The sequence below is a fragment of the Corynebacterium pilosum DSM 20521 = CIP 103422 genome (assembly GCF_000373805.1).
GTDB classification, from domain to species: Bacteria; Actinomycetota; Actinomycetes; order Mycobacteriales; family Mycobacteriaceae; genus Corynebacterium; species Corynebacterium pilosum.
Genome location: NZ_KB892441.1, coordinates 36,408 through 57,339, shown reverse-complemented (window position 1 = coordinate 57,339; position 20,932 = coordinate 36,408). Strand labels below are relative to the sequence as shown.

The 20,932-nt window shown below is 61.3% G+C and carries 18 protein-coding genes; 4 read left to right on the top strand and 14 right to left on the bottom strand.

What is annotated here, in order from left to right:
- Positions 1 to 14: 14 nt before the first annotated feature.
- Positions 15 to 1,193: a resuscitation-promoting factor gene (locus tag B097_RS0103325; protein WP_018581126.1), complete on the bottom strand. Its 1,179-nt coding sequence runs from the start codon at positions 1,191 to 1,193 to the stop codon at positions 15 to 17.
- A gap of 172 nt (positions 1,194 to 1,365) precedes the next feature.
- A complete protein-coding gene (locus B097_RS0103320) occupies positions 1,366 to 2,211 on the bottom strand; it encodes a TatD family hydrolase (RefSeq protein ID WP_018581125.1) in 846 nt (281 codons plus the stop codon).
- A gap of 36 nt (positions 2,212 to 2,247) precedes the next feature.
- On the opposite strand from B097_RS0103320, the gene B097_RS0103315 reads away from it, so the two are divergent.
- Entirely contained in the window at positions 2,248 to 2,640 is a 393-nt protein-coding gene (locus B097_RS0103315) for a DUF3806 domain-containing protein (protein ID WP_018581124.1), read from the top strand.
- Positions 2,641 to 2,644: 4 nt separating this feature from the next.
- On the opposite strand, the gene B097_RS0103310 is transcribed toward B097_RS0103315, so the two are convergent.
- The 6 genes from B097_RS0103310 to rsmI all read right to left on the bottom strand — a co-directional run bounded on the left by B097_RS0103310 (position 2,645) and on the right by rsmI (position 12,769).
- Positions 2,645 to 4,768 carry a RecQ family ATP-dependent DNA helicase gene (locus tag B097_RS0103310; protein WP_018581123.1) on the bottom strand — a complete coding sequence of 708 codons (2,124 nt, stop codon included), beginning with the start codon at positions 4,766 to 4,768 and terminating at the stop codon, positions 2,645 to 2,647.
- Positions 4,769 to 4,778: 10 nt separating this feature from the next.
- On the bottom strand, positions 4,779 to 5,951 hold the full coding sequence (locus B097_RS0103305; RefSeq protein WP_018581122.1) for an MFS transporter: 1,173 nt from the start codon (positions 5,949 to 5,951) through the stop codon (positions 4,779 to 4,781).
- Complete coding sequence (gene metG / locus B097_RS0103300; RefSeq protein ID WP_018581121.1) at positions 5,952 to 7,805, bottom strand: methionine--tRNA ligase; 1,854 nt, start codon at positions 7,803 to 7,805, stop codon at positions 5,952 to 5,954.
- Positions 7,806 to 7,859: 54 nt separating this feature from the next.
- A complete protein-coding gene (locus tag B097_RS0103295; protein WP_018581120.1) occupies positions 7,860 to 9,719 on the bottom strand; it encodes a BCCT family transporter in 1,860 nt (619 codons plus the stop codon).
- 201 nt (positions 9,720 to 9,920) lie between these two features.
- Positions 9,921 to 11,633 (bottom strand): BCCT family transporter, encoded by a 1,713-nt coding sequence (locus tag B097_RS0103290; protein ID WP_081617998.1) that lies wholly within the window; start codon positions 11,631 to 11,633, stop codon positions 9,921 to 9,923.
- Between the two features lie 281 nt (positions 11,634 to 11,914).
- On the bottom strand, positions 11,915 to 12,769 hold the full coding sequence (gene rsmI / locus B097_RS0103285; RefSeq protein ID WP_018581118.1) for a 16S rRNA (cytidine(1402)-2'-O)-methyltransferase: 855 nt from the start codon (positions 12,767 to 12,769) through the stop codon (positions 11,915 to 11,917).
- 77 nt (positions 12,770 to 12,846) lie between these two features.
- Here rsmI and pmt point away from each other — a divergent pair, with 77 nt between their 5' ends.
- On the top strand, positions 12,847 to 14,439 hold the full coding sequence (pmt, locus tag B097_RS0103280) for a protein O-mannosyltransferase (protein ID WP_419761036.1): 1,593 nt from the start codon (positions 12,847 to 12,849) through the stop codon (positions 14,437 to 14,439).
- Between the two features lie 30 nt (positions 14,440 to 14,469).
- Here the strand turns inward: pmt and B097_RS0103275 are convergent, their stop codons facing one another.
- Complete coding sequence (locus tag B097_RS0103275; RefSeq protein WP_018581116.1) at positions 14,470 to 15,165, bottom strand: zf-HC2 domain-containing protein; 696 nt, start codon at positions 15,163 to 15,165, stop codon at positions 14,470 to 14,472.
- Positions 15,158 to 15,565, bottom strand: coding sequence for a DoxX family protein (locus B097_RS0103270; protein ID WP_018581115.1), 408 nt, complete (start codon positions 15,563 to 15,565; stop codon positions 15,158 to 15,160). The genes B097_RS0103275 and B097_RS0103270 overlap by 8 nt, the downstream gene beginning before the upstream one ends.
- Between B097_RS0103270 and B097_RS0103265 the strand changes: the two genes are divergently transcribed.
- Positions 15,564 to 16,106, top strand: a complete 543-nt coding sequence (locus B097_RS0103265; protein WP_018581114.1) for a methylated-DNA--[protein]-cysteine S-methyltransferase — start codon at positions 15,564 to 15,566, stop codon at positions 16,104 to 16,106. The genes B097_RS0103270 and B097_RS0103265 overlap by 2 nt on opposite strands.
- A gap of 6 nt (positions 16,107 to 16,112) precedes the next feature.
- Positions 16,113 to 16,724, top strand: a complete 612-nt coding sequence (locus B097_RS0103260) for a DNA-3-methyladenine glycosylase I (RefSeq protein WP_018581113.1) — start codon at positions 16,113 to 16,115, stop codon at positions 16,722 to 16,724.
- On the opposite strand, the gene sepX is transcribed toward B097_RS0103260, so the two are convergent.
- From sepX to B097_RS0103240, 4 genes are all read right to left on the bottom strand, one after another.
- On the bottom strand, positions 16,721 to 17,830 hold the full coding sequence (gene sepX, locus B097_RS12405; RefSeq protein WP_018581112.1) for a divisome protein SepX/GlpR: 1,110 nt from the start codon (positions 17,828 to 17,830) through the stop codon (positions 16,721 to 16,723). The two genes, B097_RS0103260 and sepX, sit on opposite strands and share 4 nt — an antisense overlap.
- Before the next feature lie 104 nt (positions 17,831 to 17,934).
- Positions 17,935 to 18,636: a GNAT family N-acetyltransferase gene (locus tag B097_RS0103250; RefSeq protein ID WP_018581111.1), complete on the bottom strand. Its 702-nt coding sequence runs from the start codon at positions 18,634 to 18,636 to the stop codon at positions 17,935 to 17,937.
- 19 nt (positions 18,637 to 18,655) lie between these two features.
- Complete coding sequence (gene glp / locus B097_RS0103245) at positions 18,656 to 19,930, bottom strand: molybdotransferase-like divisome protein Glp (protein ID WP_018581110.1); 1,275 nt, start codon at positions 19,928 to 19,930, stop codon at positions 18,656 to 18,658.
- A gap of 37 nt (positions 19,931 to 19,967) precedes the next feature.
- Complete coding sequence (locus tag B097_RS0103240) at positions 19,968 to 20,906, bottom strand: UTP--glucose-1-phosphate uridylyltransferase (protein WP_026254269.1); 939 nt, start codon at positions 20,904 to 20,906, stop codon at positions 19,968 to 19,970.
- Positions 20,907 to 20,932: the final 26 nt, after the last annotated feature.

Sequence of the window (20,932 nt, the reverse complement as noted above, 5' to 3'; positions counted from 1 at the left end):
AGTCTAGCCGGTGACTAGCGGATGCCCAGCTTCGCGGTGCAGGCAGGCCATGCGCCCCAGCCCTGGGAGGCCTGGGTCTTCTGCGCGATGGCGATCTGCTGCTCACGTGTTGCCTGGTCGGCGGTCGGCGCGTATGCCGTACCACCGTAGGCAGCCCAGGTGGACTGGGAGAACTGCAGACCACCGTAGTAGCCGTTGCCGGTGTTGATGGACCAGTTGCCACCAGACTCACACTGAGCCAACGAGTCCCAAACGGAACCACCAGCAACTGCAGGTGCTGCTGCACCAGTATTACCGGACGCGCCAGTGGAGTTCACGGCCGCAGTCACAGTCTGCTGTGGCGCCTTGGTACCACGCGCGATGGTGGCTGGTTTTGCAGCGCGGATTTCTTCCTCCGACAGCTGCTCCTCAGACTCCACTTCACCGTTGACGTAGGTGACGCGGTTGACTACACGCTTTTCGCCGGCTTCGCCTTCTTCGCGGACCTCTTCGGTGCCACGCTCAAGATTGGCATCGTCGACGTAGTTGACAGGGGCATCCACCGCAACGGTTTCAACGTTGTCACGCACATCAACCCGGTCAATGCGAATCTCCTGGTTCGGGGTCAAGGGCGCATCAAGAGCTGGGGTCACGCGATCGTAAGAATCCACGGTGACACCGCGTGCTGCGAGCAGCTCGCCGACAGTTTTCTTAGCCATGGACGTGTAGGTCACCGTGCCACCGTCGTTAATGGCGACGATCTTTGGGGTGGTCACATCCAGGGTCATACCCTCGGTGACAGGCGCGTTCGGGTCCGCGTTGTAGGTGGAACCTGGGTTGACCTCATCAAGCTCTGCCACGAGCGACTCAACAGTCGATGCAGTGGAGGTGACGTTTTGCTCCTCACCGTCGACGATAACGGCGACCGGCTTCGATGTCTTCACGGTGATGACATCACCGCTGGCAAGCTTTTCGGACGGCGCTGGGTAAACCAGGTCCTCGGTACCGACGGTGACACCTGCTGCTTCAAGCGCGCCTTCCACATCACCGGAGAAGGTCGACAGCGACTGCTGCTGACCGTTGATATCGACGGTGACATCCTTCTGCGAAGCGCCCGCTACGGCCACACCGCCGACGACGAGGCCACCCAAGACGGTGCCGGTGGCAACCTTCATGGGAAGGGAGGTGGACTTGTTAATCCGCTGAGCTGACATAAATACTCGGTGTCCTCACAGTATTGGAAGTATCGGAATGACTTTCGGTAACGATACGGTAACACAAGCATTTTTACCAGAACGTTACCCAACGGCGCGTCTCACTATTCACATCAATAACGTCCACCCCTGCGGAAACGTGATACCTGCACAAACGCGAGAGTGAAATTAATCACACACTAGCCGTCTGGAAAACACGGTCGAAAGTGCCACGTAGCTCGTCGGCAAGCGCTGCTACCTCTACCCCACGGGCCTCCGCCACGCACAACGCCGTGTACCCCACCAAGGCCGGCTCATTGCGCGAACCACGGAAAGGCTCCGGCGTCATATATGGGGCATCCGTCTCGATGAGCAGCTGCCCGGCCGGGGCCTCGGCGGCGGCCTGGCGCAACTCCTCGTTGCGCTTAAACGTCACGTTGCCAGCAAAGGACAGCACGTACCCGCGCTCAATCGCTTCGCGCGCCACCTCGATCGGCGAGGAGAAGCAGTGCAGCATCACCTCTCGTGGGCGCGGCGCGTCGGCCAAAATGCGCATCATGTCCGCATCGCCTTCACGGTTGTGGATCATCAGCGCCTTCCCCGAATCTACTGCCAGCTGGATATGCCAGCGAAAGGCCTCTTCCTGCACCTCTAGTGGCGCTGTGCGGCCCGGGTCATGCTGCAACCAGTAGGTATCGATGCCCGTCTCCCCTATCGCCGCGCACCGCGGGTCCTGCGCCATCTCTGTCAAACGAGTGCGGGCATCGTCGTCAAGCTCATGCGCACGTGTGGGGTGAATCGCACACGCCGCGAACACGCGCTCGTTGAAATGCGCGGCCTGCAGCGCCAGCTCCGCCTCCGCCAGCCCATCGCCGACGGTGCACAGCCGCTCCACCCCAGCATCCACCGCGCGAGCAACGATCGCATCCACCTCGTCCTTGGTGCGCGCCTTCGCGCTGGCCAGGTGCGTATGCGCATCGATCAGGCCGGACAGGCCTGGCGCGGGAACGGGCGTGGGACGTGGCTTCTTCTTAGACATGAGGCTTATTGTATCGGCCGCCGTAGGATGGTCTCCATGAGCTTTTCGCCTATCGACGATGCCACCCGCACCCAGATCACCGCCGACCTCGCCGAAGCAGCCGTGCGCGGCCTCAACGGCGCGACCGACGACATCGTGGCCAGCTTCGAGCGCGACCTCGGCCACTACCTAGGCCTGGACCCCGACCTGCAGCGAGAATTCCCCCGTGGAGAAACCGCCCGGATTTACGGCACCGCGCTCGGTGAGGCTCTATGCCGCGAGCTCAACTTAAGCTGGCAGATGCTTGCCGACGATTATGGCACCGACCTTGTCGTCGCCGATGAGGCTGGCGAGCACTATGCCGCCCCGCTGGTGATCGTGATGTCGCGTTTCGACGACGAAGAGACGGGCAAACTCACCGCCTTCGTGAAGCAGTTCCGCACACGTTAGAGTTTTAGGCCCCGCCCGCCGCGATCGCTAAAGGCATCACCTCTGTGGAAAACTGTCGCGCGAGGTCCGCGCCGGCCACGGTGACAGACCAGCCGGTATCCACAACATCGGTCACCAAAAGCACCGGCCCCGCAGTCACGTGAACATCGCCATAACTGAAATGGTCATGCAACGCGTTGACCCGGAAGGCCGAGTTGTGGGCGGTGACCTCTTCGCCACGCGTGCCGACGACACCACCGAACTTCATCTTCCCCACCTGGGCTACTGCCTGGGCGAGCGCCACCACCATGTCGTGGCGCGCTGGGTCCTCGCTGCCTAAAGCGACAACGGTGCTCGGGCGGGTCTCCCACTCCCAGTCAGCGAGCACGGCAACAACGCGGCGCAGCCAGTCATCATTCTGCCAATCGCCGCTCGGCCGCCAGGCGTTGTGGGTAAGCAGTTCCGCTAGCGCCGGGCCACGAGCAACATCATTGAGTCGGCCCAGCGCACGACCAGGAAGTACTCCGTGAATCTTGCCCTTACGGGCAGAGCCGGTCGGCCACATCTTGCGCTGGCCCAGGCGCACGCCGGGGCTGCGCAGGCGCTCGTCGACACGCTGCGCCACAGTTGGGTCCACTGCAGTGGAATAAGGGTTACCGGTGCAATTATCGCAGCGACCGCAGGTCTCGCCCGGTTCAGCGGTGGGATCGTCGAGCTGGTTGCGCAGGAAAACCATCCGGCAAGCATCTATGCGCTGGTACTCAATCATGGCGTCCTGCTCGGCCTGACGCGCGGTGGCCAAGCCTCCGTAGCGGGCGCGGTCATACTCCCAGTCCATGCCCGTGGACACCCACCCGCCACGCACACGGCGGACCGCCCCATCCACGTCGAGCACCTTCAGCGCCTGATCGATTCGCGAGCGCGAGAGGTCCACCACGTTTTCCAGTTTCGGGGTTGAGGTGGGGTTCTCGTCGTCAAGCGCGCCGATGAGCTGGTACACGGTGGACTCATCCGGCATGGAGACTGAAGCGAAGTAGTCCCAGATCTCCTTGTCCTCAGGTCCGGGTAGGAGGATGACCTCCGCGTGGTCAGTGCCGCGGCCTGCGCGCCCCACCTGCTGGTAGTAACTGATCGGGCTACTCGGCGCGCCCATGTGCACCACAAAGCCAAGATCCGGCTTATCGAAGCCCATGCCCAAAGCACTGGTGGCCACGAGCGCTTTGAGCTCATTGTTGATCAGGGCGTGCTCGAGGCCTTCGCGCTCTTCCGATTCTGTGCGCCCGGTATAGGAGGCCACGTTCCAGCCGACGGTCTCCAGCGCCTCTGCCAAGTCCTCGGCGGCTGACACCGTGAGGCAGTAAATGATGCCCGAGCCGGGTAAAGACTCCAATTGTGACGCAATCCAGGCGGCGCGCTGGGTGGAATCGGGAAGCTGAACCACGCTGAGCGCCAACGACTCTCGATCCAACCCGCCGCGCAACACGCCGGTACCTTCGCCGAGCTGAGCGGTCACATCGTTGACCACGCGGTCATTGGCCGTGGCCGTAGTGGCCAGCACCGGGGTGTTGGCGGGAAGCTCGTCGAGAAGCGTGCGAATCCTGCGGTAATCCGGGCGGAAATCGTGCCCCCAATCCGAAATACAGTGCGCCTCATCGACCACCACCATGCCCACGGTCCGCGCCAGCTGTGGCAGGACCTGGTCGCGGAAGTCTGGGCTGTTCAGGCGCTCGGGGCTGATCAACAGCACATCGACTTCGCCGCTAGTGACTTGTTGCTGGATCTGTTCCCACTGCGTCATGTTCGCCGAATTGATCGTGGCCGCGCGGATTCCGGCACGACTGGCGGCTGCGACTTGGTTGCGCATCAGGGCCAGCAGCGGCGAAATGATCACCGAGGCACCGGCACCGCGCGCCCGCAGCAGCTTTGCCGCGATGAAGTAGACCGCTGACTTTCCCCAGCCTGTGCGCTGTACGACGAGCATTCGTCGGTGTTGATTGACCAGTGCGTCGATGGCTGCCCACTGGTCGTCGCGTAGCGTGGCGTGCTCCCCCGCGATCAGTTTCAGCAGCTGATCGGCTTCACTGCGTGTGGCGTGTTGTTTCATCCCCTGAGTTGTCATGATCCCCACGCTAGCAAGTGGGTCGGACATCGGTTCTACGTTAGTTCTGAGCTGCTAATTCGTCATCGATATAGACGTTACGTGAAGCGGCGATTCCTGTGATGCCCAGTAGCAAACCGAGGACGATGAGAACGACCAAGATGGGTTGGAAGGAACCGGTGAAGTCATAGGCGATGCCGATCAGCAGGGGCACGACGGCGGCGACGATATAGCCGTAAGGCTGGACGAACCCAGAAAGCTTCGCGGTGACGAAAGGTGAACGGGTGCGGGCCGGTATCAATGCGATGGCCAGTGGGAAACACCAGCCACCCACACCGAGGATCGTGGCCCACAGAAGAGGAGCCGCCGTTGGAGCCAGCAGCAAGGCCAAGTAGCCACCAGCGCATAGGGCACCGAAGGTGAGCACCCACGGGGTGAGACTGCGCGACCGTTCAATGACGGTGGGCATGAGCGAACCGCCGACCACACCGGCGAAACCGATGATGGACAAGGCGGTAGCTGCAACAGCATCGCTGACTCCGGCATCGATCAAGATCGCGGGCAACCAGCCCATCTGCACATAACCGTTCATGGACTGCAGCCCGAAGAACAGCATCAAAGCGACGGCCGTCTTGGAGCGCCACAGGCTGCCGTGCAGCTCTCCTTCCGCCGCAGAGGCGTTGGGGATATCCACCTTGGTGAAAGCGCCGACGTAGAGCCACACCAGCACCTGCAGAATGGCTGGGATCGCCCACACCACTAGAGAGCCCTGCCACGTGTCGGTGATCATCGTCGACAAGGGGCCGACTGCGCCGGACAGGCCAAGGACGGCGGAGTAAATCGTCGTTAAGGCAACGATGTGGCGGCCGCCGTACATCTTGATCCACGCCGGCAGCAGCACATTCGCCACCGCGATACCGGCGACCACGCCGACGGTGCAGACGATGAACAGGCTGATCGTCGGCGAAAACGGACGGGCGGCAATGCCAACGGCGGTCAAGATCGCGCCCGACAGCACTGTCGGTGTCACGCCAATCTTGCGGGCCAAGGGCACAGCGCTTAAGCCCATGATGCAGAAAAACGCACCTGGCAGCGCGGTAATGATCCCGGCCAGCGAGGCCGGCGCATCATAATCGGCAAGCACCGCGTCGAGCACCGCACCGACCGAGGAGATCCCGGCGCGCAGGTTGATCGCGGCGGTCAGCACCGCCACAAACAACGCAATAACAGGCATTTATTGCACCGGAGCCCATTCTGGTCCGGTCTGTCCCAACTCTGGTTCAAGCTTGGCGATGAGCGGCTTCGGCTTTGCCAGCTCGGTGCCCGGTTCCACGTCAATGCGCTTCCACACAGCTTGCTGCTGGGTGTAGTCACCAGTGATGACGGGATAGGTCTGGCCCTTCTCCGGTAGGTCAACGCCCACGAGATCAAACTCGGCGTCATCGACGACCTCGCGGATTTCTGGGGTGGCGGCCCACTGGCCGGTGCGTCCCAGGGTTTCGTGGACCGCTTGCGCGGTGTGCGGCAAAAATGGGGTGAGCATAGTGTTGCAGTCGCTGACAACCTGGAGGGCCGTCCACAGCACGGTTGCTAGACGGTCACGCTGGGACTCGTCCTTGGCCAACTTCCACGGCTCCATCTCGGCGATATATGCGTTCGCCTCGCCGACGACGTGCATCACCTTAGAGATGGCGTTCTTGAACTTGGCCAGTTCCAGATCGGCTCCGGCCTCGTCGAAAGTCTTCGCGGCCAGTTCAAGGATGGCGGTGTCTTCGTCGGCAAGCTGCGCGGGCTGCGGAACCTCGCCGAAGTTCTTGTGCGCCATGGAGACGGTGCGGTTGACCAGGTTGCCCCAGCCGTTGGCCAGCTCGTTGTTCACGCGGCGGACGAACTCCTCCCAGGTGAAGTCGGCGTCATTGTTTTCAGGGCCTGCCACGGCGATGAAATAACGCAGCGGGTCTGGACCGAACTCCTTGAGGAAGTCCTTGACGTAGATGACCACACCTTTCGACGAGGAGAACTTGGAACCGGACATGGTGAGGAACTCCGAAGAGACCACTTCGGTGGGCAGGTTGAGCTCACCCAGAGCATGCTGCTCGCCGCCCTTGGAGCCCTTGCCGGCGTAGCCCAGCAGCTCGGCAGGCCAGATCTGGGAGTGGAACGTGATGTTGTCCTTGCCCATGAAATAGAAACCCTCGGTGGCGGGATCCTGCCAGAAGGCCTTCCACGCGTCCGGGTTACCGATGCGTGCCGCCCACTCGATGGAGGCAGACAGGTAGCCGATCACGGCATCGAACCACACGTAGAGCTTCTTCGATGGGTTATCCTCCCAGCCCTCCACGGGGATGGGGATGCCCCAATCGATGTCACGGGTCATGGCCCGCGGGCGCATATCCTCCAACAGGTTCAGGGAGAACTGCAGGACGTTCGGGCGCCAGTCCTCGCGGCCTTCCAGCCAGGTCTTCAGCGCGTCGTGCAGCGCTGGAAGGTCCAGCATGAAGTGTTCGGTCTCGATGAACTTTGGGGTTTCGCCATTGATCTTGGAGACAGGATTGATCAGATCGATCGGGTCCAGCTGGTTGCCGCAGTTATCGCACTGGTCGCCACGCGCACCGTCCGCTTTACAGATGGGACAGGTGCCCTCGATATAGCGGTCCGGGAGAGTACGCCCAGTCGACGGCGAGACCGCCCCCTGGGTTGTCTCCTTAATCATATAACCGTTGGCATGCAGGCCCTTGAACAGTTCCTGCACCACGGCGTAATGATTGCGCGTGGTCGTGCGGGTAAAGAGGTCATAAGACAGCCCCAGGCCCGCCAGATCCTCGACGATCTGGCGATTGTACTTGTCCGCCAGCTCCTTGACCGAAACCCCTTCCTTGTCCGCCTGGACCAGAAGCGGGGTTCCGTGTTCATCGGTGCCGGAGACCATCAGTACAGTGTTGCCGCGCATTCGCTGGTAACGGGCGAACACATCCGACGGGACGCCGAATCCGGCGACGTGGCCAATGTGGCGCGGGCCGTTGGCATAAGGCCACGCGACACACACGAGAATATTCTGGGCGGTGGTTTCAGTCATGGTCTCTAGCATAAGTTATGCCTCTAATCCGGGTGGATTAGAGGCATAGTCGATCGTCGTGAAGCGTTACTTCTGCTGGTTTAGCACGTTACGACGACGTTTCTTCTGCTCCTCTCGATACGCCTTCTCACGGTGTAGACGGCGTTCGATCGCCAGTTTCTGGGCGAACTCCTTCTGCTCGCGGGCATCGAGGTAGATCACATCGTTGCGCAGATCCTTGACGATGGCGAACATCAGCAAGATGAGAATCACCAAGAACGGGCTGGCTGCCACGATGGTGACAGACTGCAGTGCGTTCAATGCGTCGTCGCCGCCTGCAATGAGCAGGGTCATGCCGACGAGCGCGGTACCAAGACCCCACAGTGCGGAGAGCCATGGCTTCGCGTCTGCCACGCCGTTCTGTGTCATGGAGCCCATCACTGTCGATGCCGAGTCCGCCGAGGTGATGAAGAAGGAACCCAGCAAGATGATGGCGAAGATCGACATGATTCCGCCCAGTGGCAGGTTTTGCAGCAGGTTGAACAGCTGCTCCTCGCTGGAGCCGCTGCCGTAGATGGACTGTCCGTTCTGCTCCATCCAGATTGCGGTACCACCGAAGATGGCAAACCACACAGTGGACAGGCCTGCAGGAACCAGCAGGATACCCAGGCAGAATTCGCGAATGGTGCGACCGCGGGAGATGCGTGCCAAGAACATACCGACGAATGGCGACCAGGAGATCCACCATGCCCAGTAGAAGATGGTCCAGCCACCGAGCCACTCGCCAGCAGTGCCGTCAGCGGATGCTGCGGTGCGCGATGCCATCTCAGCGAACTGGGCCACATAGGAGCCCAGGGAGGTCGGCAGCATGTTGAGCAGGTTCACGGTTGGGCCAACAATGAATACGAAGATTGCCAGGGCGGCTGCGATCACCATGTTGAAGTTCGACAGGTACTGGATGCCCTTGCCCACACCCGACATTGCCGAGATGAGGAAAGCCAGGGTCAGGACTGCGACGATGCCGACGATCAGGGCATTCGAAGAGCCCTCGATCCAACCAGCGGCCTCCAGGCCGGCAGTAATCTGCAGAGCGCCCAAGCCAAGGGAACATGCGGTGCCGAAAATGGTGGCGAACACGGCGAGGCCATCAATGACCTTACCCAGCCAGCCATCAGCACGACGCTGACCAATCAGGGGAACGAACGCGCTGGAGAGCAACTGCTTGCGGCCTAGACGGTAGGACGAGTACGCAATGGCCAAACCAATGATGGCGTAGACGGCCCACGGGTGCAGCGTCCAGTGGAACATGGACTGCGCCATCGCAGTGCCGACCTCTTGCGGTTGATGGGCCGGTACGCCCTCGCGGTAGAAGGCCAATGGCTCCGATGCGCCGTAGAACATCAAACCGATGCCCATACCTGCGGCGAACATCATGGCGATCCAGGATGAGGTGCGAAACTCGGGTTGCCCGTCAACTGGGCCCAGTCGAATCGACCCGAACCGCGACAAAGCGATGATGATGACAAAGATGACGAAGATTGTGCCGAAGAGCACGAACGCCCAACCGAAGTTGTCCATAACAAAGGAGAAGGAGGCGTTAGCGAAATTGGAGAAGCTCTCCTGCGCCGTCAGGCCCCAGATAACCACGGCTGCAACGATTGCGACCAAGGGGATGACGATGGCCCAGTCGATGGGCGCATCCTTGCGGTCGGAGAGTAGTTCAACAGGCTCTTCCGGCTCGGCGACCGTCGTCGAGCCGTCTTGGATCATGGCAGCCAGCTGGCTGGTCGCGGACTCCGAATCGAGGTGTTCTTTCACCGTCTCGTAATCAGTGTTGCCGCGATCAGACTTGCTACCGGGAAAAGTTTCGGACACAAGCCCCGACTCATTGTCGGGGCTTGTGCCTGCGGAACGATCAGCAGAAAGATCATGGTCATGAGTGGACATGGCTACCTAGAGTGGTCCACCTTGCCAGCTCTTTCAAAGTGAATCAGCAGTTGCTGTCCATCTCAAGCGATCTGCCACCAGCGCCGTTATATTTTCGTTACATAATATATGGCCAGCTCACGACCACTAAGTAGTCGTTGCAAGTAACAAACGTATAACTTCTGGATTTTTTATGGGGAAGATCATGTTATTTAGCGTGATCTAACGCTTCGGTGCACGGTCTTTGCGGGCAGCTTTCTCTTTCATGCGCTGCTCATGGCGTGCGGCCAGCTCTTCTCGACGCTGGTGGTCCCGCACCGCACGACGCTCACGGGCCAACTTGGTCGCAAACATTTGCTGGTCTTGATAGTCCTGGTAAATCAAATCCTTGCGCATGTCCATCAGGGTGGACACCATCAGGCCAATCATGATCACAATGAACGGGCTGGTAGCCACAATGGTCACGTTTTGCAGGTTGCTCAGTGAATCAGAGCTAGGCAGCAGCAGGATCAGCGCCACCACCGCGGTAAGCAGACCCCACAAAGCGCTGAGTAGTGGGCTGGCATCAGAACGCCCATTCTGGCTCATAGAACCCATCACCGTCGCTGCAGAGTCCGCCGAGGTGACAAAGAACGTGCCAAGCAGCACCACTGCAAGAACGGCGAAAATGTTCCCGCCAGGCAGCTCAAAGAGCAGGTTGAACAGCATGTTTTCGGCAGAGCCATCACCCCACACGGACCGGCCCTGCTGCTCGAACACGATGGCACTGCCACCCATAATGGAGAACCACACCACGGAGACAGCCGAAGGCACGACCAGCACACCAAGGCAGAATTCACGCACGGTGCGGCCACGAGAAATACGCGCAAGGAACATGCCGACGAACGGCGACCACGAGGACCACCACACCCAGTAGAAGATGGTCCATCCACTGAGCCACTCCCCTGCGGTGCCGTCGGCGCTCATCGCGTTTCGGCCGGCCATTTCGAAGAACTGATCAAAGTAGGCGGCAAAAGAACCTGGGATCAGGTTCAGAATCGACACGGTGGGGCCGACGACGAACACGAATATCGCCAGGATCGCGGCCAAGATGATATTGAAGTTCGACAAGTACTGGATGCCCTTACCAACGCCGGACACTGCGGAGGCCAGGAAAGCGATCGTCAGTATGCCGATGATGGCAACAAGCAACCAGTTGGTGGTCTCGTCGATAAGCCCGATGGACTGCAACCCAGCGCTGATCTGCATGGAGCCCACACCCAAAGAAGCTGCGGTGCCGAAAATTGTGGCGAACACCGCGAACATATCGATGAATCGGCCTGCCCAGCCGTTAGCTGCGCGCTGCCCGATCAGCGGGACGAACACGCTGGACAATAGTTGCTTGCGCCCCAACCGGTAGGTCGAGTAGCCAATCGCCAGGCCCACAATGCCGTATAGGGCCCATGGGTGCAGCGTCCAGTGGAACATGGCGTTGGCCATAGCCGCGCCCACTTCATGCGGCTCGCGCCCAGGCACTCCTTCACGGTAGAAGCTCAGCGGTTCCAGCGCGCCGTAGAACATCAGACCGATGCCCATGCCGGCCGCAAACATCATGGCGATCCACGAAACGGTGCGGAACTCGGGGCGTTCATCGTCGCCGCCCAGCCGGATTCCGCCGAAACGCGAGATCGACACACCGATGATGAACACCACATACAAGGTGCCACACAGCACAAACGCCCAGCCGAAATTATTCAGCAAGAATTCCATCGAGTTCGACGCGAAGGAAGCGAACTGGTCTTGAGCCAACAAACCCCACAGCACCACGGCCGCCACTAGGGCGACCACGGGGACGACGATCCACCAGTTGACCGGCGCACTCTTGTTCTCAAATTCTAGAACTGGCCGCTGCTCGGAGTAGTCCAAGTCAGCGTCTGACTGCTGGGTCTCCAGCATGTCCACCAGCTCTTCTGTGGCGGTGCGGTTCTCCAACTTCTCGTCGACAGTGAGATATTCCTCCTCGGCGTAAGGGCCGGAGTAGACCTCTTCTTCTTTCTTTTCTTGATTAGTCACGTTGCAAGCGTAGAGAAACCTGTGTGCGAATCCAGCTTGATCAGCGCCCCTGTAACGGCCCTGAGCGCCAAAGGTCCTACGCCAGCGGGCAGGAAATACCAGATGAACTAAAGAATTCTTCCCTACACAACGATCAGGTAACGACCATCAGCAAGTGGCCCAGATCACTCCTTGGGGCGCGCAGCCAACGCCTCGTCGTAAAGCTCACTGACCTTCACCCCATGCGCGTGCGCAATCTCCTTCGCCGCGTCCTTCAAACGCGTGCCACGGGCTTCCAACGCAAGAACCTGAGCGACCAAGTCTGCAGGTTCAGCGCTCGAGCCCTCCCCGCCTTCGATGACAACGGTGATTTCACCGCGCACGCCTTCCTGCGACCACTGCGCCAGCTCGGGCAGGGTGCCGCGGCGCACCTCCTCATACGTCTTCGTCAGTTCACGGCACACCGCCGCCCGTCGCTGATCCCCAAGCACCTCGGCGGCATGCTCCAATGTGGCGGCAAGACGGTGCGGGGACTCGAAAAAACACACGGCCCGCCGCTCCGCGATGAGGGATTCCAACCAGGTCTGCCGGGCGCCGTGCTTGCGCGGGGCGAAACCGTCGAAGATGAAGTGGCCCACGTTCAAACCCGACAGCGCCAGCGCCGTCGGCACCGCGGACGGCCCCGGAAAACAGGTGACGGGCACCCCAGCATCGTGGGCAGCGGCGACCAGCGAGTGGCCCGGATCAGACACCACCGGCATACCCGCGTCGGACACAACAAGGACTAACGACGTGCGGCCCGCCGCAATCAGCTCGTCGACACGCTTGTCCTCGTTGTGATCAAAATTGGAGACCACCCGGCCCTTCATCTCCACGCCCAGCGCCGCGGCGAGCGAACGCACCCGGCGCGTGTCCTCTGCCGCGACCACCGCCGCGCGCTCTAGGGCGGCGATAAGGCGCGGGGAGGCATCGTCGATATTGCCCAGCGGGGTTGCCGCGATCACGATGCCGTGCGAAGGGAGCTGAACGGAAGTATGCATAAGCCCCAGCTTTCCACACTGCGCGGGGTTTCAGCACGTTGCGCGTAATGTCGGGGTCACCGGCTAGTATTTAGCGCGTGAGTAGCACCGTCCGCGCATCGTCCGCCCGCCCCCAGGGCAGTGGGGCCATTGCCCCGCCACGCCCAGGGACCCCGATCACTGTTCCGTGGTCGCGGTCCGACACGTGGGCGATGCTCTCTGTGGCGGTCCTTGCGCTGGTGACGCGGTTTCTTGGGTTGACCTCCACCACCGCCAGTGGGACACCCATTTTCGACGAGAAACACTACGTGCCGCAAGCCTGGGACATGGTGCGCAGCTGGTTTAACCCTGTACTGGGCGGAATCGAAGTCAATCCCGGCTACGGGCTGGTCGTCCACCCGCCGCTGGGGAAGGAACTTCTCGCGCTAGGCGAAATGCTTTTCGGCTATACCCCGCTGGGCTGGCGTTTCATGACTGCGCTCAGCGGCACCGCCGTCGTTGTTTTCACCATGCTGCTGGCGCGCCGGCTCACCCAGTCGTGGCAGGTCGGCCTCTTCGCAGGACTCATCGCGGTGTGCGATGGTGTCCTGCTGGTTACCTCGAAGTTCGGCATGCTCGATATCTTCCAGGTCCTCTTCATCGTCGCTGCCTCCTGGACCTTGGCCGGAGACATGCGCCAAGTACACACGCGTTTCGACGAGGCGTTCCACGACGGTCGCTTCATCGAAGCAGGGCCCTTCGGTCCACGGGTGGGGTTCCGTTGGTGGCGCTTTGCCACGGGTGTGCTGCTGGGGCTTGCACTGTCCGTGAAGTGGTCCGGCTTGTACTACATCGCCTTTTTCGGGCTGCTCAGCGTGTTCTGGGACCTGTATCTGCGGCAACGTTACGGAGCGCGCCGGCCAGTCGTCGGAACGCTCATTCGCGATGTTTCAGCAGCCCTTGCTTCCCTCGTCCTTGTTCCTGCTCTGCTGTACATCTGGTCGTGGCGCGCGTGGTTCGCCTCAGAGACTTCTGTTTACCGGCATGCGGCCAGTGACGGCACGATCCCTGATGAATCGCCTCTGCACATGCTTCCGGATGCCTGGGCGGGCTGGTTCCACTACCACTTTTCCGTGCTGGAATTTCACTCCGAGCTCACCAGTTCGGGCGGGCACTCCCACCCGTGGGACTCGAAGCCGTGGTCCTGGCTGGTCGCGGCACGGCCCATTTTGTACTTCTCGTCGACTGACATCTCTTGCGGCGATACCACCTGCCGTCGGATGATCTTCTTGTTCGGCACCCCGGCGATCTGGTGGCTCACTGTACCCGTGCTGCTCTGGGCCGTCTGGGTGTGGGTGGTCCGCCGCGAGCTGCGCGTAATCCTGCCACTGGTTGCTTTTGCTGCAGGTTTCGTTCCGTGGTTGATCGCATTTGATCGCCAGATGTACTTCTTCTACGCCACAGGTCTTGTGCCCTTCACCATCGTGCTGATCGCCATGGCGTTGGGCTACCTGACGCGACGTGGAAAGATCATCCAGCAACCCTGGATCCGGCAGATCGCGGGAATGCCCTTGCGGTGGGGGCACCTTGCGGTGATCGCGTATCTGGCCGTGGTGGCGGGAATGTTCCTCTACTTCTCCCCTATCCTGTACGGCTACATGATTCCCGAATCCATCTACCAGCAAATCATGTGGTTGCCGAGCTGGCAGTAACGTGACAGAGAACGGCGCGCTGGCCGCCCCTTATGTCGGCTGAGCATTCAAACTGTGCCACATGCGCCTGAACTCGTTACCGCGGTCAGCAAACCACGTGGCACCAAGCAGCACACAACTGATGAAGAGGGAGCCCATCTCGCCCCAGTTCTCCGCCGTGCCCAACACCAGGTAATCGCGCACCGCGAAACCAAGCGTGAAAGCAAAGGCGGTCCCGGCGATCATGGTGACTCCCGGGATCTGTGAGGGCTTCCACGCACACAGGAACAGCGCCAGCGCAAAGCCGAAACGCACACTGGCTGCCTGGAGCAACAGTGCCCCAGTCTGCGGGTCTGCGCCCGCGTCCAAAGCCACATCTGCGCTGGTCGTTCCCAGCAGCGGGCCCGACTGCGCCACAGTCAGCATCGCCCACACAAGGAAGAGCGCGCCCATGACGACAAGCCCGATCCGCCCGATCGACAAGGCCACCTGCCGGCGGCGCGCGAACCGACGCCACTCAGGCTCCACTCCCGCCAGGATCGAGTCGCTGAGATCTTTCGGCGGGGCCATTCCCCCATCAACATCGACAAACGCAAGAGTGCGGGACAGTGACAGTGCCTTATCCCAATAGGCTTTGCACTTCTCACAGCTCGCCAAGTGCGCATCGATCACGGCATCGTCAAGACCGGTAGGTTCGCCGTCGATACGCGCCGAAAGCGCTTGCTGGATCTGAGCGTGATCAACCACGGTTAAGCACCTCGTCCAAGCTGATGCGCCCAGCACCAAACACGACGATCACCAGCAACGTCACCACCAAGACCAGCGGGTACTCCACACCGCCATCCTGGACGAAAAACCCCTGATCCAAGTGAACAAAATAGGCCGCCGCAGCCACCAGCAAGGCCAGAATGCCTGCCATGAGCGTGCTCAGCAGCCCGATCAGCAGCAGCGCTCCCGCAATCAATTCGACAGATCCCGTCAGGTACGCCGACAGTTTCGGCTGCGGGATCCCCCGGCGCGCAAAATCTGCTGCGACGGCGCCCATGCCGTCAATAAACCAGTGCTGATAACCGCGCGCGACAAAGACCACTCCCAGTGCGATGCGCACCAAAAGCAGGGTGATATCACGAAGCACGGGCCTGTTCATGCTTGTTAGACTACCTGTTCCCCGATCCATCCTCATTCACAAGGACACGGTTGCGTTGATCTGGCATTCTTTCGACTCCCCCATCGGCACACTCTCGTTGGCGGCGACCGGCCGCGGTTTAGCTCGCGTGGCGTTCGCTTCCGAGGACCCGCCGGCGCCCACCACCGCAACGGGTGAGACCAGCGAGGTGGTGGACGCGGCCTGCTCATGGCTGGAGGCGTACTTCGACGGGACCTTCCTGCCCGTCACGTTTCCACTTGCGCTTGACGACGATTCCTTTACCCAGCGTGCCCAATGGGCTCTCGCCACAATTCCCGCGGGTGAAACACGCAGCTACCTCTGGTTGGCCGCCGCGGCTGGTTCCCCCAACGCGGTGCGCGCGGCGGGATCAGCCTGCGCGACTAATCCCCTTCCCCTTGTCCTGCCGTGCCACCGGGTGGTCCGCACCGACGGGACGATTGGGAACTACCGTGGCGGACGAAAGGCAAAAGAGTGGCTTTTAGCGCACGAAGGGAACCTTTCACCGTCTGGAGGAGTCTAAGAGGTTATGAACGCAACCAACACAGATTTAGTCATCGGCGACGACGGAAAAGCACGGCCACAATGGGCCGCCAGCAATGAAATGTTACGCACCTACTATGACACCGAATGGGGCATGCCCGTCCGCGACGAACAGGGCGTCTATGAACGCTTATGCCTCGAAGGTTTCCAGGCCGGCCTTTCCTGGCAGCTAGTTCTGCGCAAACGCGACGCGCTGCGCGAGTACTTCCACGGTTTCGATCCGGACCGCGTAGCAGAGATGGATAGCATCGAGCCGGCGCTTAACGACGAGCGCCTGATCCGCAACCGGCTCAAACTCAAGGCGGTCATCACTAATGCTCGGGCGACTATCGCGCTGCGCGATGATCCAGAGGTGGACGGGGACTTAGCGGATTTCATCTGGTCCTTCCAACCCGCTACTACCCCGCAGCCACAAACCATGGATGAGGTGCCTACTCAGTCCGAGGAGTCCCACGCCATGGCGAAAGCGCTGAAGAAGAAAGGTTTCAAATTTATCGGCCCCACCACGTGCTTCGCACTGATGGAGGCACTAGGAATCGTCGACACGCACCTGATCGGTTCGTGGCGGCGTGGCTCTTCCGGAGTGTGGGCAGACTAGCTCACGCGTCGCTGCGGAGGCTGGGGTGCGGGTGACGGGGAATCGTCGTCATCCTGCTGCGCCCGGGCGTAGGTTACTGGCAGGTGATCGAAATCGGGGGAATCATCATCCATCTCCACGATGATGGCACCAGGGCGTCGCAGCTCTGGTGGCACCGGCGCCTCCTTATCGGAGGAACGCACACCCATCCGGGCGCGACGCAGCTGACGCACCCGGCGGGCCCGCAGCTCCTGCTCCAGGCGCACAAGGTTCCGCAGCGCAATCAGGTACCAAGCGATCAGCGCTGCGACAACTACGGGTGCTGCCCAGGCCCATCCGCCGACGATGAGCGCGCAAACAACACCGACGACGAGCGCGGCGCACAGGCCAATGAAGGTTCGCTGGCGGCGTTGGTAGCGCGTCAAGCTGTGGGTTTTGTCGGCCACCGGGTCCCAACCACCGCGGCCCCGGCGCGACGCGGCGAACTCGAGTTCGTCTTCAGTCAGCTCGTCATCGGTGCCCCCATGGGCCTCGTCGACTGGTGGCTCGGAGGCGTCCTCGAGCTCATCGGAAGTGTCTTCAACCATCGAAATGACGGTCGATCCCGATTGCTCATAACCCGTGGAGGTTTCGTAGCCTAGGTCCTCCGGGCTGAGGTAGGATTCGTGCGTTTCGTAGGTGTCCTCTTCCTCATCGGTGTCTTCGCCGTTCTCGAGGATGAGGTTCATGCTGTAGGAGACGCCTTCACTCTCGTCGGCGACCTCTTCGTCTTCGCTTTCGTCCGCGATGTCTTCATCGCCCTCGACCACTTCTCCGTCGACGGTGTCCGGCTTGCTCGCCAGGTCGTCGATAAGCACGGTCGAACCAGACACCTCGTCTTCGTCCTCGGCGTCGACGATTTCAAGATCGCGAGTGTCATCCTCGTCGTCGTAACGCACGTCGGCGCGAGTGAGCTTCGGGCGACGGCGCGGCTGTACCGGCTCGGTCCCTCCTTCGTGCAGCACACGGGTCTCATCATAAGCCTCACCGGAACGACGGATCGGCTTGCTATTTCCACCGAAAACCAGCGGCGCAAGCACAAATAACCACACGATGACGATGAGGACGATCATCAGACTGCCGGACATGATCGCGCCACCTTCCCACTTGAAAACACTTTCTCAAGATTTCAGGCTATCGGCACAAACCACTCCGGCCACGTGCCACGCCGAACAAAAAACGAGGAATCACCTCAAGAATCCGGCAAAACTCTGTCCGCTTCGATGAGGCGGGCGATGGCGGATTCCGGATGGTCGTCAACATTCTGCGCCACAAAATGGTGATCCCGCCAACGCCCATCAATGTGTAGGTTGCCCCGCAAAAACCCCTCATTGCGATAGCCGACCAACTCCAGCACACGGCCGGAGGCCGAGTTATCTGGCAGAAATGTCGCGGTCAACCGGTGCAGGCCCACCCGCGAAAACCCATGATCCGTCCCCAACGCGCAGGCCGCAGTGGCCACCCCCTGCCCCATGTGCGGTGAAGCCACCCAGTATCCAATCCAGGCCTCCCCGATCGACCCGTGCTGAATATTGCCAATGGTCACCTGGCCCGCGAACTCACCGTTGAGCTCAATCACGAACGGAACGACCACCCCTTTGGTGGCCCATCCGCGCAAGTTACTGAAATTGGTCCGCCAGGCCTCCGCGTTATGTGCGGTCTCCCACCTTCCGGCCACCGTCGGTTCAACGGGGCGGAGCCATTGCTCGTCGAGAATGCGCAACTGGCTCCACGCCGCCCCGTCCGAGGACAGCAGCGGGCGCAACCGAAGACGCGCGCCACTAGGAAGCTGTACGGTGCGGGTCGCTTCTGGCCACCCCGGATGAATGGGGTGGCGGGACCCGGTTGCGGGGCTGGTGAAGCGTCGGGACGCATAGCCGAAGAAGTCAAACATGCTGTGGCAGGCTCACCAATTAGGACCGCTGTTGCATGAACAGCACGTCAACGACATCCCCGGGACGAACCTCTGTGACATCTTCTGGGATGCGGATCATTCCGTTCGATTCGGCAAGACCTGCCAGCAGGTGTTCCCCGCCGCCGCGCGTGCCGACGAGCCCCTCAACCAAGTAGTCGCGCGTTTCCGCGTCGCGCATCAACCGTGCACGAACATAACCACGCCGGCCACGCACGGAAGAAATATGGCCCAGAGCACGGGCCTGCACAGAACGCCGCTGTGGGACGCGTTTGCCCAGGGAGGTGCGAATCGCCGGCCGCACGATCACGTCAAAGACGACAAGGGAGCTCACCGGGTTGGAAGGCAGCAGGAACACCGGAACGCGGTCCTCGCCTAGCAGCCCGAAACCTTGGGTTGATCCGGGATGCATCGCAACCCGCGAGGTGTCAATATCCCCTAGTTCCGCCAGAACTTCCTGGACAGCCTCCGCGCCCGAACCGCCGACCGCGCCGGCGATCACGAGGAACTCGCTGCGCGAGACCTCATTGGCGATCAGCTCACGCAGACGCCGCGGCTCCGCGTTCGCGATGCCAACGCGGTGGACGTCCGCCCCCGCCTCCTTTGCGGCGGCAGCTAGCGAATAGGAGTTGATGTCGAAAACTTGGCCCAGGCCGGGGTCGCGGTCAATATCGACCAGCTCGAGGCCAAAGGACATGATGGTCACGCGGGGGCGCGGATACACCAGCACCTTGTCGCGTCCAGCGGCGGCAAGCAACCCGATCTGCGCCGGACCAAGCACCACGCCAGAGGACACTGCGACATCACCAGGCTGGATGTCCGCGCCTTCTTTCCGGATGAAATCTCCCGAGCTCACGGGGTGGTGAGCCGTCATGCGCTTGCGTCCTCGGTCCGACCACTCCAGCGGCAACACGGCATCTGCCAGAGTAGGGATTGGGGCACCGGTGGCAACACGCACCGCCTGGCGGGGCTGCAGCCGCAAAGGTTTTTGCGAGCCCGCAGCCACTTCCCCGACCACGGGGAAAGAGCGCTCAGCTAAAGGAGTATCGTCGCGCTCCCCCTTCTGGGCGCTGCCTAGGCCGCGTGTGCCGCCGACATCAACGGAGCGGACCGCATAGCCATCCACCGCCGCCTGGGCAAAACCTGGCACCGTGCGGGTGGCCACGACCTCTTCGGCGCACATCAGCCCGAGGGCATCGGTAATGCCGATCCGGACAGGCTCAGGAGTCGGGGCGGCATCCACCACCATTGCTAGTTGATCGTCGACACTGCGCACAACAACTCCTCCTTTCCGTGCACCAGACTAGCGATTCTTAGCTATTCTCCGCCTCGAAATCAGCCAGAATCTGCTTGACAGCCTTGTGAATCGCCGGCCCATACTCGGGATGGCGAATACCAAAATCGACATTGGCCGGGATATAACCAGCCGGGCTGCCTAAATCGTGGCGCTTCCCCTCGTGGATCACAATGTTCACGGGGTGACCCTCTTGGATCATCAGCTCAATGGCGTCAGTCAGCTGGAGCTCGCCGCCCTTGCCGGGGGTGATTCGTCGCAAAGCATCGAAAATATCCCGATCGAGCAGGTAACGCCCCGCCGCGACCAGCGTCGATGGCGCATCTCCAGGGTCAGGCTTCTCCACCATGCCGCGTACCGATTTCACGCGCGCCGCCGGCAACGAGGAATCTTCATCAATCTCTTCGACGTCAAAGACGCCGTAGTTGAACACTTCCTCGCGTGAGACGTTGAAGGCGCACAGCACACTGCCGCCCAGCTCAGCGCGCACCTGTGCCATCTTGCCCATCACATCAGTGGGCAGCACAATATCGTCAGGCAGCATGACGGCGACCACGTCCTCGTCGTCGTCAAGCACCGACTCCGCCAAACCCACCGCGTGCCCCAGGCCCAAAGGCTTGTCCTGGGTAACCGCAACGGCGTTGATGAGGGAATGAGCCCGCGCGACCTTCTTCACCTGCTCATCTTTACCGCGGCCGGACAAGGTGGCGCACAGCTCTTCGAATGGCCCGAAGTGGCGCATGACCTCGCCCTTTGCCGGTGCGGTGATGACTGCGAGTCGCTGCGCCCCCAGCTCCGCGGCCTCCTCTGCGATCAGTTCAATACCTGGGGTATCGACGACCGGCAAGAGTTCCTTGGGCACCGTCTTTGTGGCAGGGAGGAACCGCGTGCCCATGCCCGCTGCTGGCACGACCACGGTTTTCACTCCTTGGGAGAGATTGTCGTTCGGCTTCCGCATAACGGCCAATTCTACCCCGCATCTCT

Excerpts from the sequence above, each read along its gene's own strand:
- B097_RS0103325 (WP_018581126.1), bottom strand. The coding sequence starts at position 1,193 with ATGTCAGCTCAGCGGATTAACAAGTCCACCTCCCTTCCCATGAAGGTT.
- B097_RS0103320 (WP_018581125.1), bottom strand. The coding sequence starts at position 2,211 with ATGTCTAAGAAGAAGCCACGTCCCACGCCCGTTCCCGCGCCAGGCCTG.
- B097_RS0103315 (WP_018581124.1), top strand. The coding sequence starts at position 2,248 with ATGAGCTTTTCGCCTATCGACGATGCCACCCGCACCCAGATCACCGCC.
- B097_RS0103310 (WP_018581123.1), bottom strand. The coding sequence starts at position 4,768 with ATGTCCGACCCACTTGCTAGCGTGGGGATCATGACAACTCAGGGGATG.
- B097_RS0103305 (WP_018581122.1), bottom strand. The coding sequence starts at position 5,951 with ATGCCTGTTATTGCGTTGTTTGTGGCGGTGCTGACCGCCGCGATCAAC.
- metG (WP_018581121.1), bottom strand. The coding sequence starts at position 7,805 with ATGCTAGAGACCATGACTGAAACCACCGCCCAGAATATTCTCGTGTGT.
- B097_RS0103295 (WP_018581120.1), bottom strand. The coding sequence starts at position 9,719 with ATGTCCACTCATGACCATGATCTTTCTGCTGATCGTTCCGCAGGCACA.
- B097_RS0103290 (WP_081617998.1), bottom strand. The coding sequence starts at position 11,633 with ATGCTGGAGACCCAGCAGTCAGACGCTGACTTGGACTACTCCGAGCAG.
- rsmI (WP_018581118.1), bottom strand. The coding sequence starts at position 12,769 with ATGCATACTTCCGTTCAGCTCCCTTCGCACGGCATCGTGATCGCGGCA.
- B097_RS0103265 (WP_018581114.1), top strand. The coding sequence starts at position 15,564 with ATGCTTGTTAGACTACCTGTTCCCCGATCCATCCTCATTCACAAGGAC.
- B097_RS0103270 (WP_018581115.1), bottom strand. The coding sequence starts at position 15,565 with ATGAACAGGCCCGTGCTTCGTGATATCACCCTGCTTTTGGTGCGCATC.
- B097_RS0103260 (WP_018581113.1), top strand. The coding sequence starts at position 16,113 with ATGAACGCAACCAACACAGATTTAGTCATCGGCGACGACGGAAAAGCA.
- sepX (WP_018581112.1), bottom strand. The coding sequence starts at position 17,830 with ATGTCCGGCAGTCTGATGATCGTCCTCATCGTCATCGTGTGGTTATTT.
- B097_RS0103250 (WP_018581111.1), bottom strand. The coding sequence starts at position 18,636 with ATGTTTGACTTCTTCGGCTATGCGTCCCGACGCTTCACCAGCCCCGCA.
- B097_RS0103240 (WP_026254269.1), bottom strand. The coding sequence starts at position 20,906 with ATGCGGAAGCCGAACGACAATCTCTCCCAAGGAGTGAAAACCGTGGTC.